The 17,855-nt window shown below is 57.5% G+C and carries 11 protein-coding genes; all 11 read right to left on the bottom strand.

The window, feature by feature from the left end; genetic code table 11:
• Positions 1–159: 159 nt before the first annotated feature.
• The 11 genes from rpoC to WMO17_RS00600 all read right to left on the bottom strand — a co-directional run bounded on the left by rpoC (position 160) and on the right by WMO17_RS00600 (position 17,815).
• Positions 160–3,732, bottom strand: a complete 3,573-nt coding sequence (gene rpoC, locus WMO17_RS00650) for a DNA-directed RNA polymerase subunit beta' (protein WP_349137270.1) — start codon at positions 3,730–3,732, stop codon at positions 160–162.
• Between the two features lie 128 nt (positions 3,733–3,860).
• Entirely contained in the window at positions 3,861–7,703 is a 3,843-nt protein-coding gene (rpoB, locus tag WMO17_RS00645) for a DNA-directed RNA polymerase subunit beta (RefSeq protein ID WP_349137269.1), read from the bottom strand.
• Positions 7,704–7,754: 51 nt separating this feature from the next.
• Complete coding sequence (locus WMO17_RS00640) at positions 7,755–7,973, bottom strand: hypothetical protein (RefSeq protein WP_165852548.1); 219 nt, start codon at positions 7,971–7,973, stop codon at positions 7,755–7,757.
• A 275-nt stretch (positions 7,974–8,248) separates the two neighbouring features.
• Complete coding sequence (gene rpoD, locus WMO17_RS00635) at positions 8,249–9,328, bottom strand: RNA polymerase sigma factor RpoD (RefSeq protein WP_349137268.1); 1,080 nt, start codon at positions 9,326–9,328, stop codon at positions 8,249–8,251.
• A gap of 50 nt (positions 9,329–9,378) precedes the next feature.
• Positions 9,379–11,154: a DNA primase gene (gene dnaG, locus WMO17_RS00630; protein WP_005940187.1), complete on the bottom strand. Its 1,776-nt coding sequence runs from the start codon at positions 11,152–11,154 to the stop codon at positions 9,379–9,381.
• Positions 11,155–11,179: 25 nt separating this feature from the next.
• Complete coding sequence (locus WMO17_RS00625; protein WP_294648420.1) at positions 11,180–12,178, bottom strand: deoxyguanosinetriphosphate triphosphohydrolase; 999 nt, start codon at positions 12,176–12,178, stop codon at positions 11,180–11,182.
• A gap of 167 nt (positions 12,179–12,345) precedes the next feature.
• Positions 12,346–12,966 (bottom strand): IMPACT family protein, encoded by a 621-nt coding sequence (locus WMO17_RS00620; protein ID WP_120019711.1) that lies wholly within the window; start codon positions 12,964–12,966, stop codon positions 12,346–12,348.
• A 195-nt stretch (positions 12,967–13,161) separates the two neighbouring features.
• Entirely contained in the window at positions 13,162–14,100 is a 939-nt protein-coding gene (locus tag WMO17_RS00615) for a CAP domain-containing protein (RefSeq protein ID WP_349137267.1), read from the bottom strand.
• 611 nt (positions 14,101–14,711) lie between these two features.
• Entirely contained in the window at positions 14,712–15,806 is a 1,095-nt protein-coding gene (gene acrA / locus WMO17_RS00610) for an acryloyl-CoA reductase electron transfer subunit beta (RefSeq protein WP_349137266.1), read from the bottom strand.
• Positions 15,807–15,827: 21 nt separating this feature from the next.
• The gene (gene acrB / locus WMO17_RS00605) at positions 15,828–16,622 is read right to left on the bottom strand and encodes an acryloyl-CoA reductase electron transfer subunit gamma (RefSeq protein WP_005940175.1); all 795 of its coding nucleotides are present in this window, start codon (positions 16,620–16,622) and stop codon (positions 15,828–15,830) included.
• A gap of 17 nt (positions 16,623–16,639) precedes the next feature.
• Positions 16,640–17,815, bottom strand: coding sequence for an acyl-CoA dehydrogenase family protein (locus tag WMO17_RS00600; RefSeq protein WP_005940174.1), 1,176 nt, complete (start codon positions 17,813–17,815; stop codon positions 16,640–16,642).
• Positions 17,816–17,855: the final 40 nt, after the last annotated feature.

Below are 17,855 nucleotides of genomic sequence, written 5' to 3'. Positions count from 1 at the left end.
TTTTTTGCATTTATTCCAGATTTTTTCTTTCAGCATTTTTTCGACGCAAAACGCACGGTTTTCTCCCCTGTTTCCGCTTTTCCGGGCATATAAAAACCGCCCTGCAGGCGGATGCCCACAGAGCGGTCCATTGTTTTATTTCAGAAGAAGGAGCTTTGCTTACTGTACAGCAGCTGCCTGTTCGGCAGCGATCTCAGCATCGCGCTCAGCCTCACGGTTCTTCAGATCCTCACGGACTTCCGGCAGACCAGTACCTGCGGGGATCAGCTTACCAATGATGACGTTCTCCTTCAGGCCGGCCAGCGGGTCGACCTTGCCCTTGATGGCAGCTTCGGTCAGCACGCGGGTGGTCTCCTGGAAGGATGCAGCGGACAGGAAGGAGTCGTTTGCCAGAGCAGCCTTGGTGATGCCCAGCAGCACCTGCTGGTACTCAACCAGCTTCAGGCCCTCTTCACCAGCGTCGATGCGCTGCTGCAGATCGGCGTTGATGCTCTCCACTTCCAGACGGCTTGCCAGTGCACCGCCGATCAGGTTGGAAGAACCGGAATCCGTCACGCGCACCTTGCGGCACATCTGACGGACGATGACTTCGATATGCTTATCGTTGATCTCAACGCCCTGCAGACGGTAGACCTTCTGAACTTCGTTGATTAGGTAGTTCTGGACATCCTCCAGACCCTTGATTGCCAGAATATCCTGCGGATACAGAACACCTTCACGGGTGATGATGTCGCCCTTCTCCACACGGTCACCCGGCATCACGCGGGAATGCTGGGTGAACGGGATGGAGTAGCTCTTTACGACCTCGGCACCGTTCTCGTCCTTGCCGGTCACCTTGATAACGACATTCTTCTTGGTATCGTCCTGAGAAACGACACCAGAGATCTCGCTCATGATGGCCATGCTCTTGGGACGGCGGCTCTCGAACAGCTCTTCAACACGGGGAAGACCCTGCGTGATATCTTCAGCAGATGCGATACCGCCGGTATGGAAGGTACGCATGGTCAGCTGAGTACCAGGCTCGCCGATGGACTCTGCGGCGATAACGCCGACAGACTCGCCCAGACGGACCGGCTCGCCGTTTGCCATATCGGAACCGTAGCAGCGTGCGCAGACACCGGTCTTTGCACGGCAGGTCAGCAGGCTGCGGATCTTCAGCTTGGTAATGCCAGCAGCCTCGATCTCGTTTGCATCGTACAGGTCGATCATCTTGCCTTCCGGCACGATCACCTTGCCGGTGACGGGGTTGACCACATCGCCCACAGCGAAGCGGCCGATCAAGCGCTCGCGGAAGCTCTCGATCTTCTCCTTGCCCTCGTGGATCTCAGACACCCACAGGCCGTCGGTGGTGCCGCAGTCGATCTCGCGCACAATGACATCCTGAGAGACATCGACCATGCGGCGGGTCAGGTAACCGGAGTCAGCGGTACGCAGAGCGGTATCGGCCAGACCCTTACGGGCACCACGGGCAGAAACGAAATATTCCAGAATATTCAGACCTTCACGGTAGTTGGCACGAATGGGCATCTCGATGGTGTGGCCAGCGGTGTTTGCCAGCAGGCCGCGCATACCGGCCAGCTGCTTGATCTGGTTCATAGAACCACGAGCACCGGAGTCAGCCATCATATAGATCTCGTTGTCCTTGGGCAGGTTGTCTGCCAGAGCCTTGGAGACCTTATCGGTGGTAGCCTGCCAGATGGCGATGGTCTGGTTGTAACGCTCGTTGTCGGAGATCAGGCCGCGGTTGAACAGCTTGCCGACCTTTGCGATCTGCTGGTCAGCCTCAGCGATCAGTTCCTGCTTCTGCGGCGGGATCACAGCGTCGCACACAGCGACGGAGATTGCAGACAGAGTGGAGTACTTGTAGCCCTGCGCCTTGATGGCATCCAGCATCTTTGCACACTTGCGGGTGCCGTTGCGGGTCATGCAGCGGGAAATGATGTCGGGCAGAGTCTTCTTGGTCACGCGGAAGCTGACCTCGTACTCCAGCCAGTGCTCGGGATCAGTACGGTCGATATAACCCAGATTCTGAGGAACAGGGTTATTGAAGATGATGCGGCCGACGGTGGCTTCCACCAGACCGGTGCGCTCCACGCCGTCAATGGTCATGGTGCGGCGCACCTTGATGGGTGCGTGCAGGGTAACGATGTGCTCTGCATAAGCCATCAGGGCTTCGTTCTCATCGCGGAACACCTTGCCTGCGCCCTCGTCATTTTCACGAACGGTGGTCAGGTAGTAGCTGCCCAGGATCATATCCTGCGTAGGCACGGTAACAGGTGCGCCGTCAGAGGGCTTCAGCAGGTTGCCGGAAGCCAGCATCAGCATCTTGGCCTCACGGCAGGCATCCTCGCCCAGAGGCAGATGCACTGCCATCTGGTCACCGTCGAAGTCGGCGTTGAATGCGGTACATGCCAACGGGTGCAGCTTGATTGCACGGCCCTCCACCAGCACCGGGTTGAAAGCCTGAATGCCCAGACGGTGCAGGGTAGGTGCACGGTTCAGCAGAACGGGGTGGCCCTTGATCACGGTCTCCAGGCTGTCCCACACTTCGGGCTTAGCGCGCTCCACCATCTTGCGGGCGGACTTGATGTTGTTGGCAATACCCTTCTCCACCAGATCCTTCATGACAAAGGGCTTGAACAGCTCCAGAGCCATTTCCTTGGGCAGACCGCACTGATCCATCTTCAGCTCAGGGCCGACGACGATAACAGAACGACCGGAGTAGTCAACACGCTTGCCCAGCAGGTTCTGACGGAAGCGGCCCTGCTTGCCCTTCAGCATATCGGAAAGGCTCTTCAGTGCGCGGTTGTTGGGGCCGGTGACCGGACGGCCGCGGCGGCCGTTGTCGATCAGGCTGTCCACTGCTTCCTGCAGCATACGCTTCTCGTTGCGCACGATGATATCGGGAGCGCCCAGCTCCAGCAGACGGCGCAGACGGTTGTTGCGGTTGATCACGCGGCGGTACAGGTCGTTCAGGTCGGAGGTGGCAAAACGGCCGCCGTCCAGCTGGACCATGGGGCGCAGGTCAGGCGGCAGAACAGGCAGCACATCCATGACCATCCATTCAGGACGGTTGCCGGAAATGCGGAATGCCTCAACTACTTCCAGACGCTTGAGGATGCGCACGCGCTTCTGGCCGGAGGACTTTTCCACCTCGGCAGTCAGCTCTTCACTCAGCTGATCCAGATCGATCTCCTTCAGCAGATCCTGAATGGCCTCAGCGCCCATAGCAGCCTCGAACTCATCACCGTAGTGGTCGCGCATCTCACGATACTCGCTCTCGGTGAGCAGCTGCTTCTTTTCCAGACGGGTAGCGCCCGGATCAGTGACGATATAGCTTGCAAAGTACAGCACCTTCTCCAGCAGGCGGGGGCTGATGTCCAGCATCAGGCCGATGCGGCTGGGGATGCCCTTGAAGTACCAGATGTGGCTGACGGGAGCGGCCAGCTCAATGTGGCCCATGCGCTCACGGCGGACCTTGGCCTTGGTCACTTCAACGCCGCAGCGGTCGCAGATCTTGCCCTTGTAGCGGATGCGCTTATACTTACCGCAGTGGCACTCCCAGTCCTTGGTAGGTCCAAAAATGCGCTCACAGTACAAGCCGTCGCGCTCCGGCTTCAGGGTACGGTAGTTGATGGTCTCAGGCTTTTTGACCTCGCCGTAGCTCCAGTTGCGGATCTGCTCCGGGGAGGCAAGGCCGATCTTGATGGAATCGAAAACGTTGTTTTCCATGAAACGAACCCTTTCTTAATCTCTAGTTGTCTCGATGATACAGGCGGCTTTCTTGTTCAGACCACAGGCCCCTCTCCCCTGCCGCAGCACGCGGAACAGGGGGCTTGAGGCTTGTGTTCTTTGTCTGATCAGAAATCTACTTCGTCAGAAGAAGCGGGAGCTTCGGCACCGGAGTTATTGTCCTCCAGCACAGAAGGATCATCGAAACCGGCATCGGCATCCTTAATATTATAATCGTTGAGCAGTTCGCTCTCCTGCACGACGTTCTCAGTGCCGGCAACATCGCGCATATCAAAGCCGGTCTCTTCGTCGTCGAAGTTCTGACGCATGTCGATCTCGTTGCCGTCCTTGTCCTGAACAACAACGTCCAGACCCAGAGACTGCAGTTCCTTCAGCATAACGCGGAAGGACTCGGGAATGCCGGGCTGCGGGATCGGCTCACCCTTAACGATAGCCTCGTAGGTCTTCACACGGCCCTCCACGTCGTCGGACTTGACGGTCAGGATCTCCTGCAGAGTGTAAGCAGCGCCGTAAGCTTCCAGTGCCCAGACTTCCATTTCGCCAAAGCGCTGGCCGCCGAACTGGGCCTTGCCGCCCAGAGGCTGCTGAGTGACCAGAGAGTAGGGGCCGGTAGAACGTGCATGGATCTTATCATCGACCAGGTGATGCAGCTTCAGGTAGTACATATAACCGACGGTAACGCGGTTATCGAACTTTTCGCCGGTGCGGCCATCGTAAACGGTGGTCTTGCCATCGCGGTCCAGCTCGATCTTGGAGAAGTCGATGATGTGTCCCTTCTCGCCCATGATCTTGGGGAGCTTCGTGGGATATGCAGGAGCATTCTCGCCATGCCACATCTCGCGGGCGGTATCAAAGGTATCGCCGATGTCGTTTTCACGAGCAGAGTCGAAGACGGGAGTCATGACCTTGATGCCGCATGCCTTGGCAGCGTAGCCCAGGTTGACTTCCAGCACCTGACCGATGTTCATACGGGAAGGCACGCCCAGGGGGTTCAGCACGATGTCCAGCGGGGTGCCGTCGGGCAGGTAGGGCATGTCCTCCTGCGGCAGAATGCGGGAAACGACACCCTTGTTGCCGTGACGGCCTGCCATCTTATCGCCAACGCTGATCTTGCGCTTCTGGGCGATATAGCAGCGGACGACCTCGCGCACGCCGGGCTGCAGCTCGTCGCTGTTCTCCGGGGTGAACACCTTGACATCCACGATGATGCCGTATGCACCATGGGGCACGCGCAGAGAAGTATCACGCACTTCGCGTGCCTTCTCGCCGAAGATGGCGCGCAGCAGGCGCTCTTCAGCGGTCAGCTCGGTCTCGCCCTTCGGGGTGACCTTGCCGACCAGAATGTCGCCGCTCTTGACCTCGGCACCGATGCGGATGATGCCGCGCTCGTCCAGATCCTTCAGTGCATCCTCAGAAACGTTGGGGATATCACGGGTGATCTCTTCGGGTCCCAGCTTGGTATCGCGGCTCTCGGTCTCGTACTCTTCAATATGAATGGAGGTGTACACGTCCTCGCGCACGATCTTCTCGTTCAGCAGAACGGCATCCTCGTAGTTGTAGCCTTCCCAGGTCATGAAGCCGATCAGAGCGTTCTTACCCAGAGAAATTTCGCCGTTGCGCATTGCAGGGCCGTCGGCCAGCACCTGACCGGCCTTGACGCTCTCGCCGACCTCCACGATGGGACGCTGGTTGATGCAGGTGCCTGCGTTGGAGCGTGCGAACTTGACCAGAGGATAATCCTCCAGCTCGCCCTTGTTGTTGCGCACAACAACATGGTTGGCATCCATCTTCTCAACGATACCGTCATTCTTTGCCAGAACAGCGGTGCCGGAGTCGGTAGCAGCCTTGTACTCCATACCGGTAGCAACGATGGGCTGCTGGGTGACCATCAGAGGCACTGCCTGACGCTGCATGTTGGAACCCATCAGAGCACGGTTACAGTCATCGTTCTCCAGGAAGGGGATGCAGGCGGTAGCAACAGAGACCATCATTCGCGGAGAAACGTCCATGTAATCGACTTTCTCTGCATCAATTTCAAGGATCTCGTCGCGGCGGCGGGCAGACACACGGGGACGGATGAAGTGCTTGCCCTCATCCAGCGGCTCGTTGGCCTGTGCCACAACGTACTCGTCCTCGACGTCAGCGGTCATATACTCGACCTCGTCGGTGACGACCTGTTCCTTCAGGTTGCCGTTCTCGTCATAGATCTTCTTGACCTTGCGGTACGGAGCTTCCACGAAGCCGTACTCGTTGATCTTGGCGTAAGATGCCAGATAGGAGATCAGACCGATGTTGGGGCCTTCAGGAGTCTCGATGGGGCACATACGGCCGTAGTGGCTGTAGTGAACGTCGCGGACCTCGAAACCTGCGCGGTCACGGCTCAGACCGCCGGGGCCCAGAGCAGACAGGCGGCGCTTGTGGGTCAGCTCAGCCAGCGGGTTGTTCTGATCCATGAACTGGGACAGCGGAGAAGAACCGAAGAACTCCTTGATGGCTGCCACCACCGGACGGATGTTGATGAGGGCCTGCGGGGTGATGACGCTCTGATCCTGGCTCTGCAGGGTCATGCGCTCACGGATGACGCGCTCCATGCGGGAGAAGCCGATGCGGAACTGGTTCTGCAGCAGCTCGCCCACGCTGCGGATGCGGCGGTTGCCCAGATGGTCGATATCATCGGTGGTGCCAATATTGTGGCCCAGACCGTTCAGGTAGTTGATGGAAGCCAGAATATCGGCGACCGTAACGGTGCGGCCGATCAGCTGGTCGTGGTTGCGGCGCAGCATCTCCTTCTGCTCTTCCACATCAGAGGTGGTGTCGAGGATCTTCTTGATCTCATCGAAGGAGCAGCGCTCGTTGATGCCGCACTCCTTCACGTCGAAGGAGAAGAAGCCCTGTGCATCCACACAGCCGTTGGTGATGACCTTGACTTTCCGGCTCTCTTCCTTCATGGGATCGTCGAGCTTCAGCACGACCAGATTCACACCGGCATTGTCAGCCTTCTCAGCCAGCTCGCGGGTGATCTTGGCACCAGCCTCGATCAGGATCTCGCCGGTCAGCGGAGCGACCACATTCTCAGCAGCCACCTGACCGGTGATGCGGCGGGCCAGAGACAGCTTCTTGTTCATCTTATAGCGGCCGAAACGAGACAGATCATAACGGCGCGGGTCGAAGAACAGCATGTTGATCTGGCTGGTAGCAGACTCCACCGTGGGAGGCTCGCCGGGGCGCAGCTTGCGGTAGACTTCCAGCAGGCCCTCTTCCTGATTCTTGGTGGTATCCTTTTCCAGAGTAGCGAGGATGCGCTCATCGTCGCCAAAGAAGTTCAGGATGTCCTCGTTGGTGGACAGGCCCAGTGCACGGCACAGCACGGTGACAGGCAGCTTGCGGTTCTTATCGATACGGACATAGAACACATCGGAAGCATCGGTCTCGTACTCCAGCCATGCACCGCGGTTGGGGTTCATGGTGGCGCTGTACAGGTCGTTGCCCACCTTGTCCTTGGCATCGCCGTAGAACACGCCAGGAGAACGCACCAGCTGGCTGACGATCGCACGCTCTGCACCGTTGATCACAAAGGTGCCGGCATCGGTCATCAGCGGGAAATCGCCCATGAAGATCTCCTGATCCTTCACTTCGCCGGTCTCCTTGTTCAGCAGACGGGCGGTGACGCGCAGGGGTGCTGCATAGGTCACGTCGCGCTCCTTGCACTCCTTGATGCTGTACTTCGGCTCCTTATCCAGGCGGAAGTCCACAAAGCTCAGTGCCAGATTGCCGGTGTAGTCCTCAATGGTGCCGATATCGTGGAAGACCTCTTTCAGGCCCTCGTCCAGGAACCACTGATAAGAGTTCTTCTGGACCTCGATCAGGTTCGGCATACTGATGACTTCGTCGATGTGGGAGAAGCTCATGCGCTCGGTTTTGCCGAGCTTTACGGGCTTGACTTTCATCATAAAATCAACCACTCCTTACTTTTATACTCTACGGGATGTCGTATACACGGGTCAAATTTGAGCAGACACACATAATTCGACCCGCGTCGAAGGGAACCTTTCGGCGTTTTTCACAAACTTTTCGGTTTGACCCGTCCAGCCGCCGCCTGCGTATTCCCCTTTTTGGCGCACTAGTCCATTATGTGATACTAATGCAGTATACACCCTAAAAGCCTTGCTGTCAAGCCATTTTTCAGATTTTTGCCAAAACAAATTTATTTTTTCTTTCATTTTCGCACGCCCGGCAGCGTGTTGTGTTTTGCTGTTTTAGGGCTTGATTTTTTTATTTTGCACGTTCCTGTTCATAATCCCCTTGTGCAATTTGTCTATCTTTGCCCTTGTGTTTTGGCGTATTACTTTTACAGTCGGATATGTCCGCTTTCCCTTGCGGCCCTTTTTTGTGAAAAAGCAGCTCAGAAAAGCTCGCAGGCTTTTCTGAGCTGCAAATATAAAAATAATGTTTTCTCTAATATTGCCAGAGCGCAAGCGGCGGCAATTATAATCGTTCACTCATCCAGATAATCCCGCAGGCGTTTTGCACGGCTGGGATGCCGCAGCTTGCGCAGGGCCTTGGCTTCGATCTGCCGCACCCGCTCCCGGGTCACATTGAACTCCTTACCCAGCTCTTCCAGCGTGTGCGCCCGGCCATCCTCCAGCCCGAAGCGCAGTGCGATCACCCGCTCTTCCCTCGGTGTCAGGCTTTTGAGCACGCTGAACAGTTCCCGCCGCAGCAGCTGCCGCCCGGCTTCATCCACCGGGACGCCTGCATCCTCGTCCTGAATAAAATCTTCAAGGTGGGCATCCTCTTCCTCGCCCACCGGCGTTTCCAAGCTGATGGGGTCCTGCGCCAGCTGCAGCAATTCCCGCACACGGTCCGGCTCCAAGTCCAGCTGAACAGCGATCTCTTCCGCGGTAGGCTCCCGGCCATTTTTCCGCAGCAGGTCACCCGTCGTCTTTTTGACCCTGTTGATGCTCTCCACAAGGTGCACCGGGATGCGGATGGTCCTCCCCTGATCCGCAATGGCGCGGGTGATGGACTGACGGATCCACCACGTGGCATAGGTGGAAAATTTGAAGCCGCGCTCCGGCTCAAACTTTTCCGCCGCCTTCATCAGACCGAGATTGCCTTCCTGAATGAGATCCAGAAACGGCAGGCCCCGCCCTGCATAGCGCTTTGCCACCGACACCACCAGCCGCAGGTTCGCTTCGCTGAGCTTCCGCCGGGCATCCTCGTCCCCGGCCTGCGCGGCACGGGCAAGCTCCGTTTCCTGCTCTGCCGTCAGAAGCGGCACCCGGCCGATCTCCTTCAAATAGGCCTTTACCGGGTCGTCCAGCGCCACCCCCTCTGCCGAAAGCTCATGTTCCAGCCTGCCGATCTGCGTTTCATCCAACGCAGGCAGGTCCGCTTCCTCTTCGGTCAGGTGCACGCCGCGGTCCTCCAGTGCCGTATACAGCTCGTCCAGCTGCGCCACATCGTAATCCTGTTCGTCCATGGCACGGCTGATCTGCTCCGGTGTCAGGGCATGGTGGCGTGCCCGCGCGGCCAGTGTTCTGGCCAATTCCTCCGTTTGCGACAATTTCTGCATGGTTCCTGCTCCTTTCCTCTCCTGCTCCAGCCGGAGGGGAAAGCGGGGGATCATTCTTCTACAGGCACATTTCCCTGCTTCTTTTCGCGCATCGACTGGAGGTAATCACTCAGTTCCTCATTGGACATATGCGCCGCCTTGCCTGCCATGGGCATCCCCCGGGCAATGCGGTCCAGATACAGCCGGATATCATCCGGCGTACAATTCACATCGCTGTATTGTGCCGCAAGATGGCTCAGTTCATTCAGCGCTTCTTCGCTTACAAAAGCGCGCAGCGTGGTCAGGCTGATCTCAATGCCCTCCTGTCGGCAGCGCAGCATGGCTTCAAACAGCTCCTTCTGCTGCGGCAGCACGAACTGTTCTGCGGTCAGCTGCCCCTGCACCAGATCGATATAGTGCGGCTCCCGCAGCATGGCCGCCAACAGCCGCTGCTGTGCGCTGGCAATGCCCAACGCCTGACTGCCACCCGCACTGTACGGCACGTTGATCTGATTCATCTCACCGGACTTGAGCGCCTGCTGCTTTTTCTCCCAGCGGTGCTTGCTGCCCGCCCTCTTCACGGCGGTCTCCAGCTGGGTCATGATAGCTGTTTTGGAGATGTTGGTCTCCTCAGCCAGACGCCCCGCATACACTTCCTGCTCGGTAGGGTTGGAGCGCTCTGCCAGCATATTCACAGCTTCCTTCACGTATTCCAGCCGCTGGGCATCCTGTGCCAGATCATACTGGCTGCGCAGACGGCCCAGCCGGAAGTCCAGTGCATTGCCCACACCGTCCAGCAGGGCTTTGAATCGCTCTGCGCCATACTTTTTGATGTACTCGTCCGGGTCCTTTGCACCGGGGATCTGCAGCACACCCACCTTTACCGGACTGTTGCGGAACAGTTCCAGCGAGCGCAGCGTGGCCTTCTGGCCTGCTTCGTCCGAATCGTAGCTCAGGATCACCTCGTCAGCATACTCGCTGATGAGCCGCACCTGCTCCGGGGTCAGGGCCGTGCCGCAGGCGCACACTGCTGTGTCGATGCCTGCCTGATGCATACTGATCACGTCCATGTAGCCCTCGCACAGCACGAACCGGCGCACCGCGCTGCGCTTTGCGATCTGCAGCGCAAACACCGTCTCTGATTTGTGGTACACCAGCGTTTCCGGGCTGTTGACATATTTCGGTTTGGAATCGTCCAGCACGCGCCCACCAAACGCAATGATGTTGCCGCGCAGGTCAAAGATGGGGGTCATCACCCGCTTCCAGAACAGGCAGTAGATGCGGCCGGACGCACTGCGCTTGAACAGGCCGCTGGCATCCAGCTCCTGCTGATTGTAGCCCTTATCGCGCAGGAACTGATACAGCGCCTGTCCGTCGTTGGGCGCATAGCCCAGCCCGAACCGGACGATCGTCTTGTCGTCCAGACCGCGCCGCCGCCAGTAGGCACGGGCCTGCCGGGCTTCCTCCACGGTGGAGTTCAGGCAGGCGTGGAAAAACCGTGCCGCCTCCTTGTTCATGGAGAGGATGCGGCTGCGCATCCGGCCTGTTTTGTCGTCCTCCTGCGGCTCCGGCATACCGGCCCGCGCTGCCAGCAACTTAACGGCCTCCGGGTAATCGATGCTGTTGATCTTTTTCGTAAAGGTAATGGCATCGCCGCCTGCGCCGCAGCCAAAGCAGTAAAAGCTCTGGGTGTCCGGGTAGACGTAGAATGAGGGCGTTTTTTCGCTGTGAAAGGGGCACAGGCCGCCATACAAACGTCCCTTGCGCTTGAGCTGCACATAGCTGCCCACCAGCTCCACAATGTCGGTGCGGCGGGTCAGTTCTTCAATGTATTCGTGTGGGATCATGGATCTTTCAAACGACCTTTCGGATTTATAGGACATGCCACTTCCGGGGCACAAACAATTCCTCAAAAGTGCGGATGGCAAATTCATCGCTCATGCCACTGATGTAATCAGTCACTGCGCGTTCTCTGCCCTCCTGATAAGCCAGCTGGATGTAAAAATTGGACATCCGGTCCACATGGTTCAGGTAGTAATCGTACAGTTCCCCGATCACCTTGTCCACCTTCTGCTCTTCCCGCTTGGCGGTCTTGTCCACGTACACGGTGGCGTACATGAAATCCCGCAGCGCAAGGAAGGCTTCGTTTTCCTCTGCGCCCACCTTCACATCCCCATCGCTGTTGGCAAGGATACTGTTGATCATGGTGGTGATGCGGGCAGATTTTGTCTGGCCCAGCACGGCGGTGCAGTCCTTCGGCAGGGTGGCTGGGTCCAGCACACCGGCGCGCACCGCGTCCTCAATGTCATGGTTCACATAGGCGATCTGATCCGCCATGCGCACGATGCGCCCTTCCGGCGTTGCCGCCCAGGTGCCCTTTGTGTGGGTCACGATGCCGTTGCGCACCTCCCACGTCAGGTTCAGGCCCCGGCCGTCCTTTTCCAGCTTGTCCACCACACGCAGGCTCTGCATGTAGTGCTTGAAGCCGTCCGGGCACAGCTCATTCAGCGCGCGCTCCCCGGCATGGCCAAACGGCGTGTGGCCCAGATCATGGGCAAGGCTGATCGCTTCGGTCAGATCTTCGTTCAGCCGCAGGGCGCGGGCAATGGTCCGCGCGATCTGCGAGACCTCCAGCGTATGGGTCAGTCGGGTGCGGTACAGGTCTCCCTCCGGCGAGAGGAACACCTGCGTCTTTTGTTTGAGCCGTCGGAACGCCTTGCAGTGCAGCACCCGGTCACGGTCACGCTGGAACACCGGCCGGATCGGGTCCTGCTCTTCCGGCAGCATGCGGCCGCGGCTCTGGTCGCTGAAGGTAGCCCACGGCGCGAAGGTCATATGTTCGATCTCTTCTGTGCGCTGACGTACATCCATACAAAGTCGCCCTCCCTTTTTGTCGCCATTCCCCCTCTCTGTTTCGGCACAGCCGATCCCAATTGCTGCGTCTGCGGCAATTGTAGCACACCCGCTTTGTCGAAGGGGGAAAAAGCCTGTCGGTTCGCAAAATAATGCTTGCTTTTTTATTTTTGCCGCTGCCGGGTTCAGAACGGTGCGTAGAACGGGTCGGATACCGTCACCTGCGCGCTGCCGCGCGTCAGCTCCCGCAGCTGTTCCAGCAGCGGGCCTTCGGTGTGTTCCGGCATCTGCCAGCACAGGGTCACGCGATCCGTGAACTGCGGCGCGGCCTGTTTTGCTCCCGCCGCATCAATCAGCAGCGATGCACGCTCATAAAGGGAGTAATCCACCGTCACGCTCAGCTCCACCACGCTGCGCACCGTGACCACCTCGGCATTTTCCAGTGCACGGGCCGTAGCCGTTGTGTATGCACGCACCAAGCCGCCGGTGCCCAGCAGCACACCGCCAAAGTAACGGGTCACCACCACGATCAGATCCGTCAGGCCGCTGTGCTGCAGCACCTCCAGCGCTGGTGTGCCCGCCGTCTTGGCCGGTTCACCATCATCTGAATAGCGTTCCCGGTTGCCTTCCCGCAGGCGGTACGCATACACATTGTGGCGGGCGGTGCGGTTGGCCGCACGCACCTGTTCCAGAAATGCAACGGCAGCTTCCTCGCTGTCCGCAAATGACAGCGCCGCAATGAAGCGGCTCTTCTTTTCTTCGTATTCTCCTGTGGCCGTGCCATGGATGGTGCGGTAATCCTCCACTGTGGTTCCTCCTGCATGTTATTCAAAACAAGTATAACATAAATCGTCCGTTGTGCAACCACTGCCGCATACGTTTTTGTGTCAAGGCCAGCTCCCGGTACTGCTGCCCGCATGTCCTCTGCCAGAAAAAAGCGCAACAAAAAATCGGCCAAGCCTTGCAGCTCAGCCGATCTTTTGTTAGAAGAAAGCAGATGATCACTTCGTAAAGAGCTGGATCCACTGATGGCCCCAAGTGCTGGAGCTGTTGTAGTAGTAGCCAACGCCCATTGCACGAGCTTCGGGATTCAGAATGTTTGCGCGATGGCCTTCGGAGTTCATCCATGCATTCACGACTTCTTCAGGAGAAACGCTGCCCCATGCGGCATTCTCGCCAGCAGCGGCATCCGTCACGCCGTACTCGCTGAGAACAGTGTACCACTTGGTACCATTGGGACGAACGTGAGAATTGACGGTTGCGATCTCTTCGGCGCGCTGCTGAGCAGCTGCGGTGAGCTTTGCATCGCCCATGACCAGGGGCTGCAGGCCGTACTTTGCACGCTCGGCATTGACCAGATTCAGAACTTCCTGACGGTAGTTGCTGGCGTAAGAGTTTTCGGGGCAAGAGAAGATCAGCACCCAGTAGTTGTTGTAAACGCCGCCTTCGTAGTGGCCCACGCTCATGGTGGTCGCGTCTGCGTTCAGGATGCGCTCACGGGTAAAATCAATGTTCATCCACTGATCTACCGCTGCATCGGGGGTGGAAACGCCCGCCATGTAGTCCTCACCAATCGACACATCTTCGATGCCATTCTCTGCGAAGATGGTAAAATCGCGCTGGCCATTGGGACGAACGTAGGAATAAGAAGAGGCCAGTTCCTTAGCGCGCTCCTGAGCCGCATTGTTATGGCTGCTGTCGCCCAGCTGGACCGGCTTCAGGCCAGCCTTTGCGCGCTCGTTGTTTACGCGGCGCAGGAACTCGTTCTGATAAGCTTCGTCCTGAAAGCTGATGTAGGAATTTTCTTCTTCGATGGAGGCAGAAACCGAAGCCTCAGCTGCGTTTGCAGTAACGGGCTTGAGAGATGCAGCACCAAAAACCACAGCCAAAGTCATAGCTGCTGCTGCGATATTTTTCAGGGTTCGCATCTCGAGTTTCATAAGACATCCTCCGTAAGCTTTTGTATATAAAAGCTTTTTTGCATTCATGTGAATGCGTACTGCAACGCATTTGCAACTCTTCCGTTTCAAATGTGTTACTCTTGTGCAACAAAAGTATCACAAGAGCATCTCTTCGTCAAGGGGTTTCTGTCGATTTTTTGAGAGAAAATGCAAAAAAATCAAAATTTCCCGTTCCGAAATCGTTTCACAAGCGCAACAAGTTCATCCAAGATACCGTAAATTTGTTACGTCCGTGTTGCGCTTCACCGTTTTCAGGATTGTTTCGTCACACTTAACGTGTTGCATTTTATTTTTCTACACCTTTTCTGCAATGTTTTTCATGCATTTTTCTGTATGTTTACTCGCTTATATGCATATTTCAAAGCGCACCAGACTTTTGTGTGCGCTTTTCCGTCCCACTTCCCTCCCGCAGCCCTTTTCTGGGCTGGAGCCGGCCTTTGGCTGTACTTTCTGCAACAAAAAACAGCACAGGCAGCCTTTTCAGGGCCATCTGTGCTGTGCCGTATTCCTTATATAAAAAGAAGAGCGGCTCCGAAGAGCCGCCCTCCCACAATTCAGGCTATGCTATAAAAAGATCTCGCGTCAGTCGATCACTGAGCAGCCTTTGCTGCCTCGATCTGCTTGATCAGTTCGGGAACTACCTTGAACAGGTCGCCCACGATGCCGTAGTCGGCAACACCGAAGATGGGTGCGCCCTCATTCTTGTTGACAGCGATGATGCACTCGGAGTCCTGCATACCAGCGGTGTGCTGGATAGCGCCGGAGATGCCCAGAGCAACATAGATCTTGGGGTGCACGGTCTTGCCGGTCTGACCAACCTGATGGTCAGCGGTCATCCAGCCTGCATCGGTGACGGCACGGGAAGCACCCACAACGCCGCCGCCCAGAGCAGCTGCCAGCTGCTCAGCCAGCTCAATGCCCTTGTTGACATCCTTGCTGATGCCGCGGCCGACAGAGACGATCACGTCTGCGCCGATCAGATCGACCAGCTTCTCAGCGGCCTTCTCAACGCTCAGGACCTCGGTCTTGATGTCCTCAGCAGCCAGAGCGAATGCGGGCTTCACGATCTGGCAGGCATCAGCCTTGGCCTGATCGAAGGGAGCCTTCTTCATAACACCGGGACGCACGGTGGACATCTGCGGACGGAAGCGGGGGCAGATGATGGTAGCCATCAGATGGCCGCCGAATGCGGGACGGGTCATCTTCAGGTTGCGGTCTTCCATATCGAACTTCTGCTTGGACAGGTCGATGGTGGAGCTCTCCTTCAGGAAATCAATGTACTTTGCAGTGTCGATGTCCAGATGGGTAGCATCAGCGGTCAGGCCGGTGTGCAGACGAGCTGCGCAGCGGGGGCCCAGATCGCGGCCGATGTTGGTTGCACCGATCAGCAGGACTTCGGGCTTGTACTCGTTGACCATGTCGCACACGACCTTAGCGTATGCATCGGTGGTGTAGTCCTTCAGCAGGGGGCTGTCGCAGACCATGACCTTATCGGCACCATAGCCGCCCAGTTCCTTGGCAATGCCTTCCACGTTGTCGCCCAGCAGCAGGCCGGTGACCTCGCAGCCCAGCTCATCAGCCAGCTTGCGAGCCTCGCTCACCAGCTCGAAATCAGTGGACATCAGTGCGCCCTGGCGCTGCTCGCAGAAGACCCATACGCCCTTGTATTCGTTAAAATCAGCCATTGTAATCCTATGCTCCTTTCATCAGATCAGGTGCTTCTTGGCCAGGATACCAGCCAGCTGTGCGGCAGTATCGTCGCCCTTGAGCATGGTGCCTGCGCCCTTCTGCGGAGGAGTGAAGGACTTAAAGACGTTCGTCGGAGAACCCTTCAGACCGATGGTATCGACCTCGATCAGCGGATCGTCCTTCAGTGCGTTGTAATCGAACACTTCCATCGGCTTGTCGTAGCAGGTGAAGATGCCGTTCACGCTCATGTAACGGGGCTGGTTCAGCTCCTTGATGCAGGTCAGCAGGCAGGGAGTCTGCACCTTGACCATCATGTAGCCGTCCTCCAGCATACGCTTCACGGTCAGGGTGTTGCCATCCTTCTGGATGTCAGCCACATAGGTGACCTGAGGCAGGTGCAGCTTCTCAGCGATCTGAGGACCGACCTGAGCGGTATCACCATCGATTGCCTGACGGCCGCAGAACACAACGTCCTCGGGGCCGACACCGATCTTGTTGACGGCAGCAGCCAGGATCTGGCTGGTTGCGAAGGTATCGGAACCGCCGAACTCACGGCCGGAGACCAGAACAGCCTTATCTGCACCGCGGGCCAGCAGCTCACGCAGCATGCCTTCTGCCGGCGGGGGACCCATGGTAACAACAACGACTTCGCAGCCGGTAGCGTCCTTGAGCTTCAGAGCAGCCTCCAGAGCGTTCAGGTCATCAGGGTTGGTGATGGTAGCCATCGAAGCACGGTCCAGAGTGCCATCGGGCTTGACGGACACCTTGCCGGAGGTATCAGGAACCTGCTTTACACAAACAATTGCTTTCATTGTAACTCTTGCCTCCCTTACTTCAGCAGCGCGCCGGAAATGACCATCATCTGCACTTCGCTGGTGCCCTCGTAGATCTCAGTGATCTTGGCATCACGCATCATGCGCTCGATGGGATAGTCACGGGTGTAGCCGTAACCGCCGAACAGCTGCAGGCAGCGGCGGGTCACATCGCTTGCGGTGCGGGCTGCGATCAGCTTTGCCTGAGCAGCCTCAACGCTGTAACGGACCTTCTTGCCATCCATTGCTTCCTGCTTCTTCAGAGCAGCAGCGTAGACCAGATACTTTGCAGCCTCAACGCGTGCCTTCATCTCAGCCAGCTCGAACTGGGTGTTCTGGAATGCGGAAATGCTGCGGCCGAACTGCTTGCGCTCCTTGACGTAAGCAACGGTCTCTTCCAGAGCGCCCTCGGCAATGCCCAGAGCCTGAGATGCGATACCGATACGGCCACCGTCCAGAGTAGCCATAGCCAGCTGGAAGCCGCGGCCACGCACACCCAGCATACGGTCAGCAGGGATGCGGCAGTCCTCAAAGATCAGCTCGCAGGTGGAAGAACCGCGGATGCCCATCTTGTCCTCAGCCTTACCGACGGAGAAGCCCGGGTCGGTGCGCTCCACGATAAAGGCGGAGCACTGCTTGGTAGGACGGCCCTTCTTGTCGGGCACGATATCGGTGACAGCAATAACGATAAAGACGTTTGCGTAGCCGGCGTTGGTGATGAAGATCTTGGAACCGTTCAGGATCCAATCACCGGTCTCGGGGTCCTGCTTTGCAAAGGTCTGCTGACCCTGTGCATCAGTGCCGGCACCCGGCTCAGTCAGGCCGAAAGCACCCAGCCACTCACCGCTGCACAGCTTGGGCAGATACTTTGCCTTCTGCTCGGGAGTACCATTTTCATAAATAGGAGCAGCACACAGGCTGGTGTGAGCAGAGACGATGACACCGGTGGTGCCGCAGACCTTGCTCAGCTCTTCCACTGCCATGACGTAGGACAGCACATCGCCGCCTGCACCGCCGACCTCAGTCGGGAAATAAATGCCCATCATGCCGAGCTTGCCCATCTTTTCGACGGTCTCTTTGGGGAAGTACTCTTCCGCATCAACCTTCTTTGCCAGGGGCTTGACTTCGTTCTCAGCAAACTCGCGGTACATTTTCTGTACCATCTGCTGCTGCTTGGACAGAGTAAAATCCATCGCTATATCCTCCTAACGGGTCTTTTTCATTTACCGGAAT

It is taken from the genome of Faecalibacterium faecis, assembly GCF_040096475.1.
Classification (GTDB): domain Bacteria; phylum Bacillota; class Clostridia; order Oscillospirales; family Ruminococcaceae; genus Faecalibacterium; species Faecalibacterium taiwanense.
The sequence above is the reverse complement of the archived record's forward strand: the minus strand, read 5'-3'. Positions and strand labels throughout refer to the sequence as shown.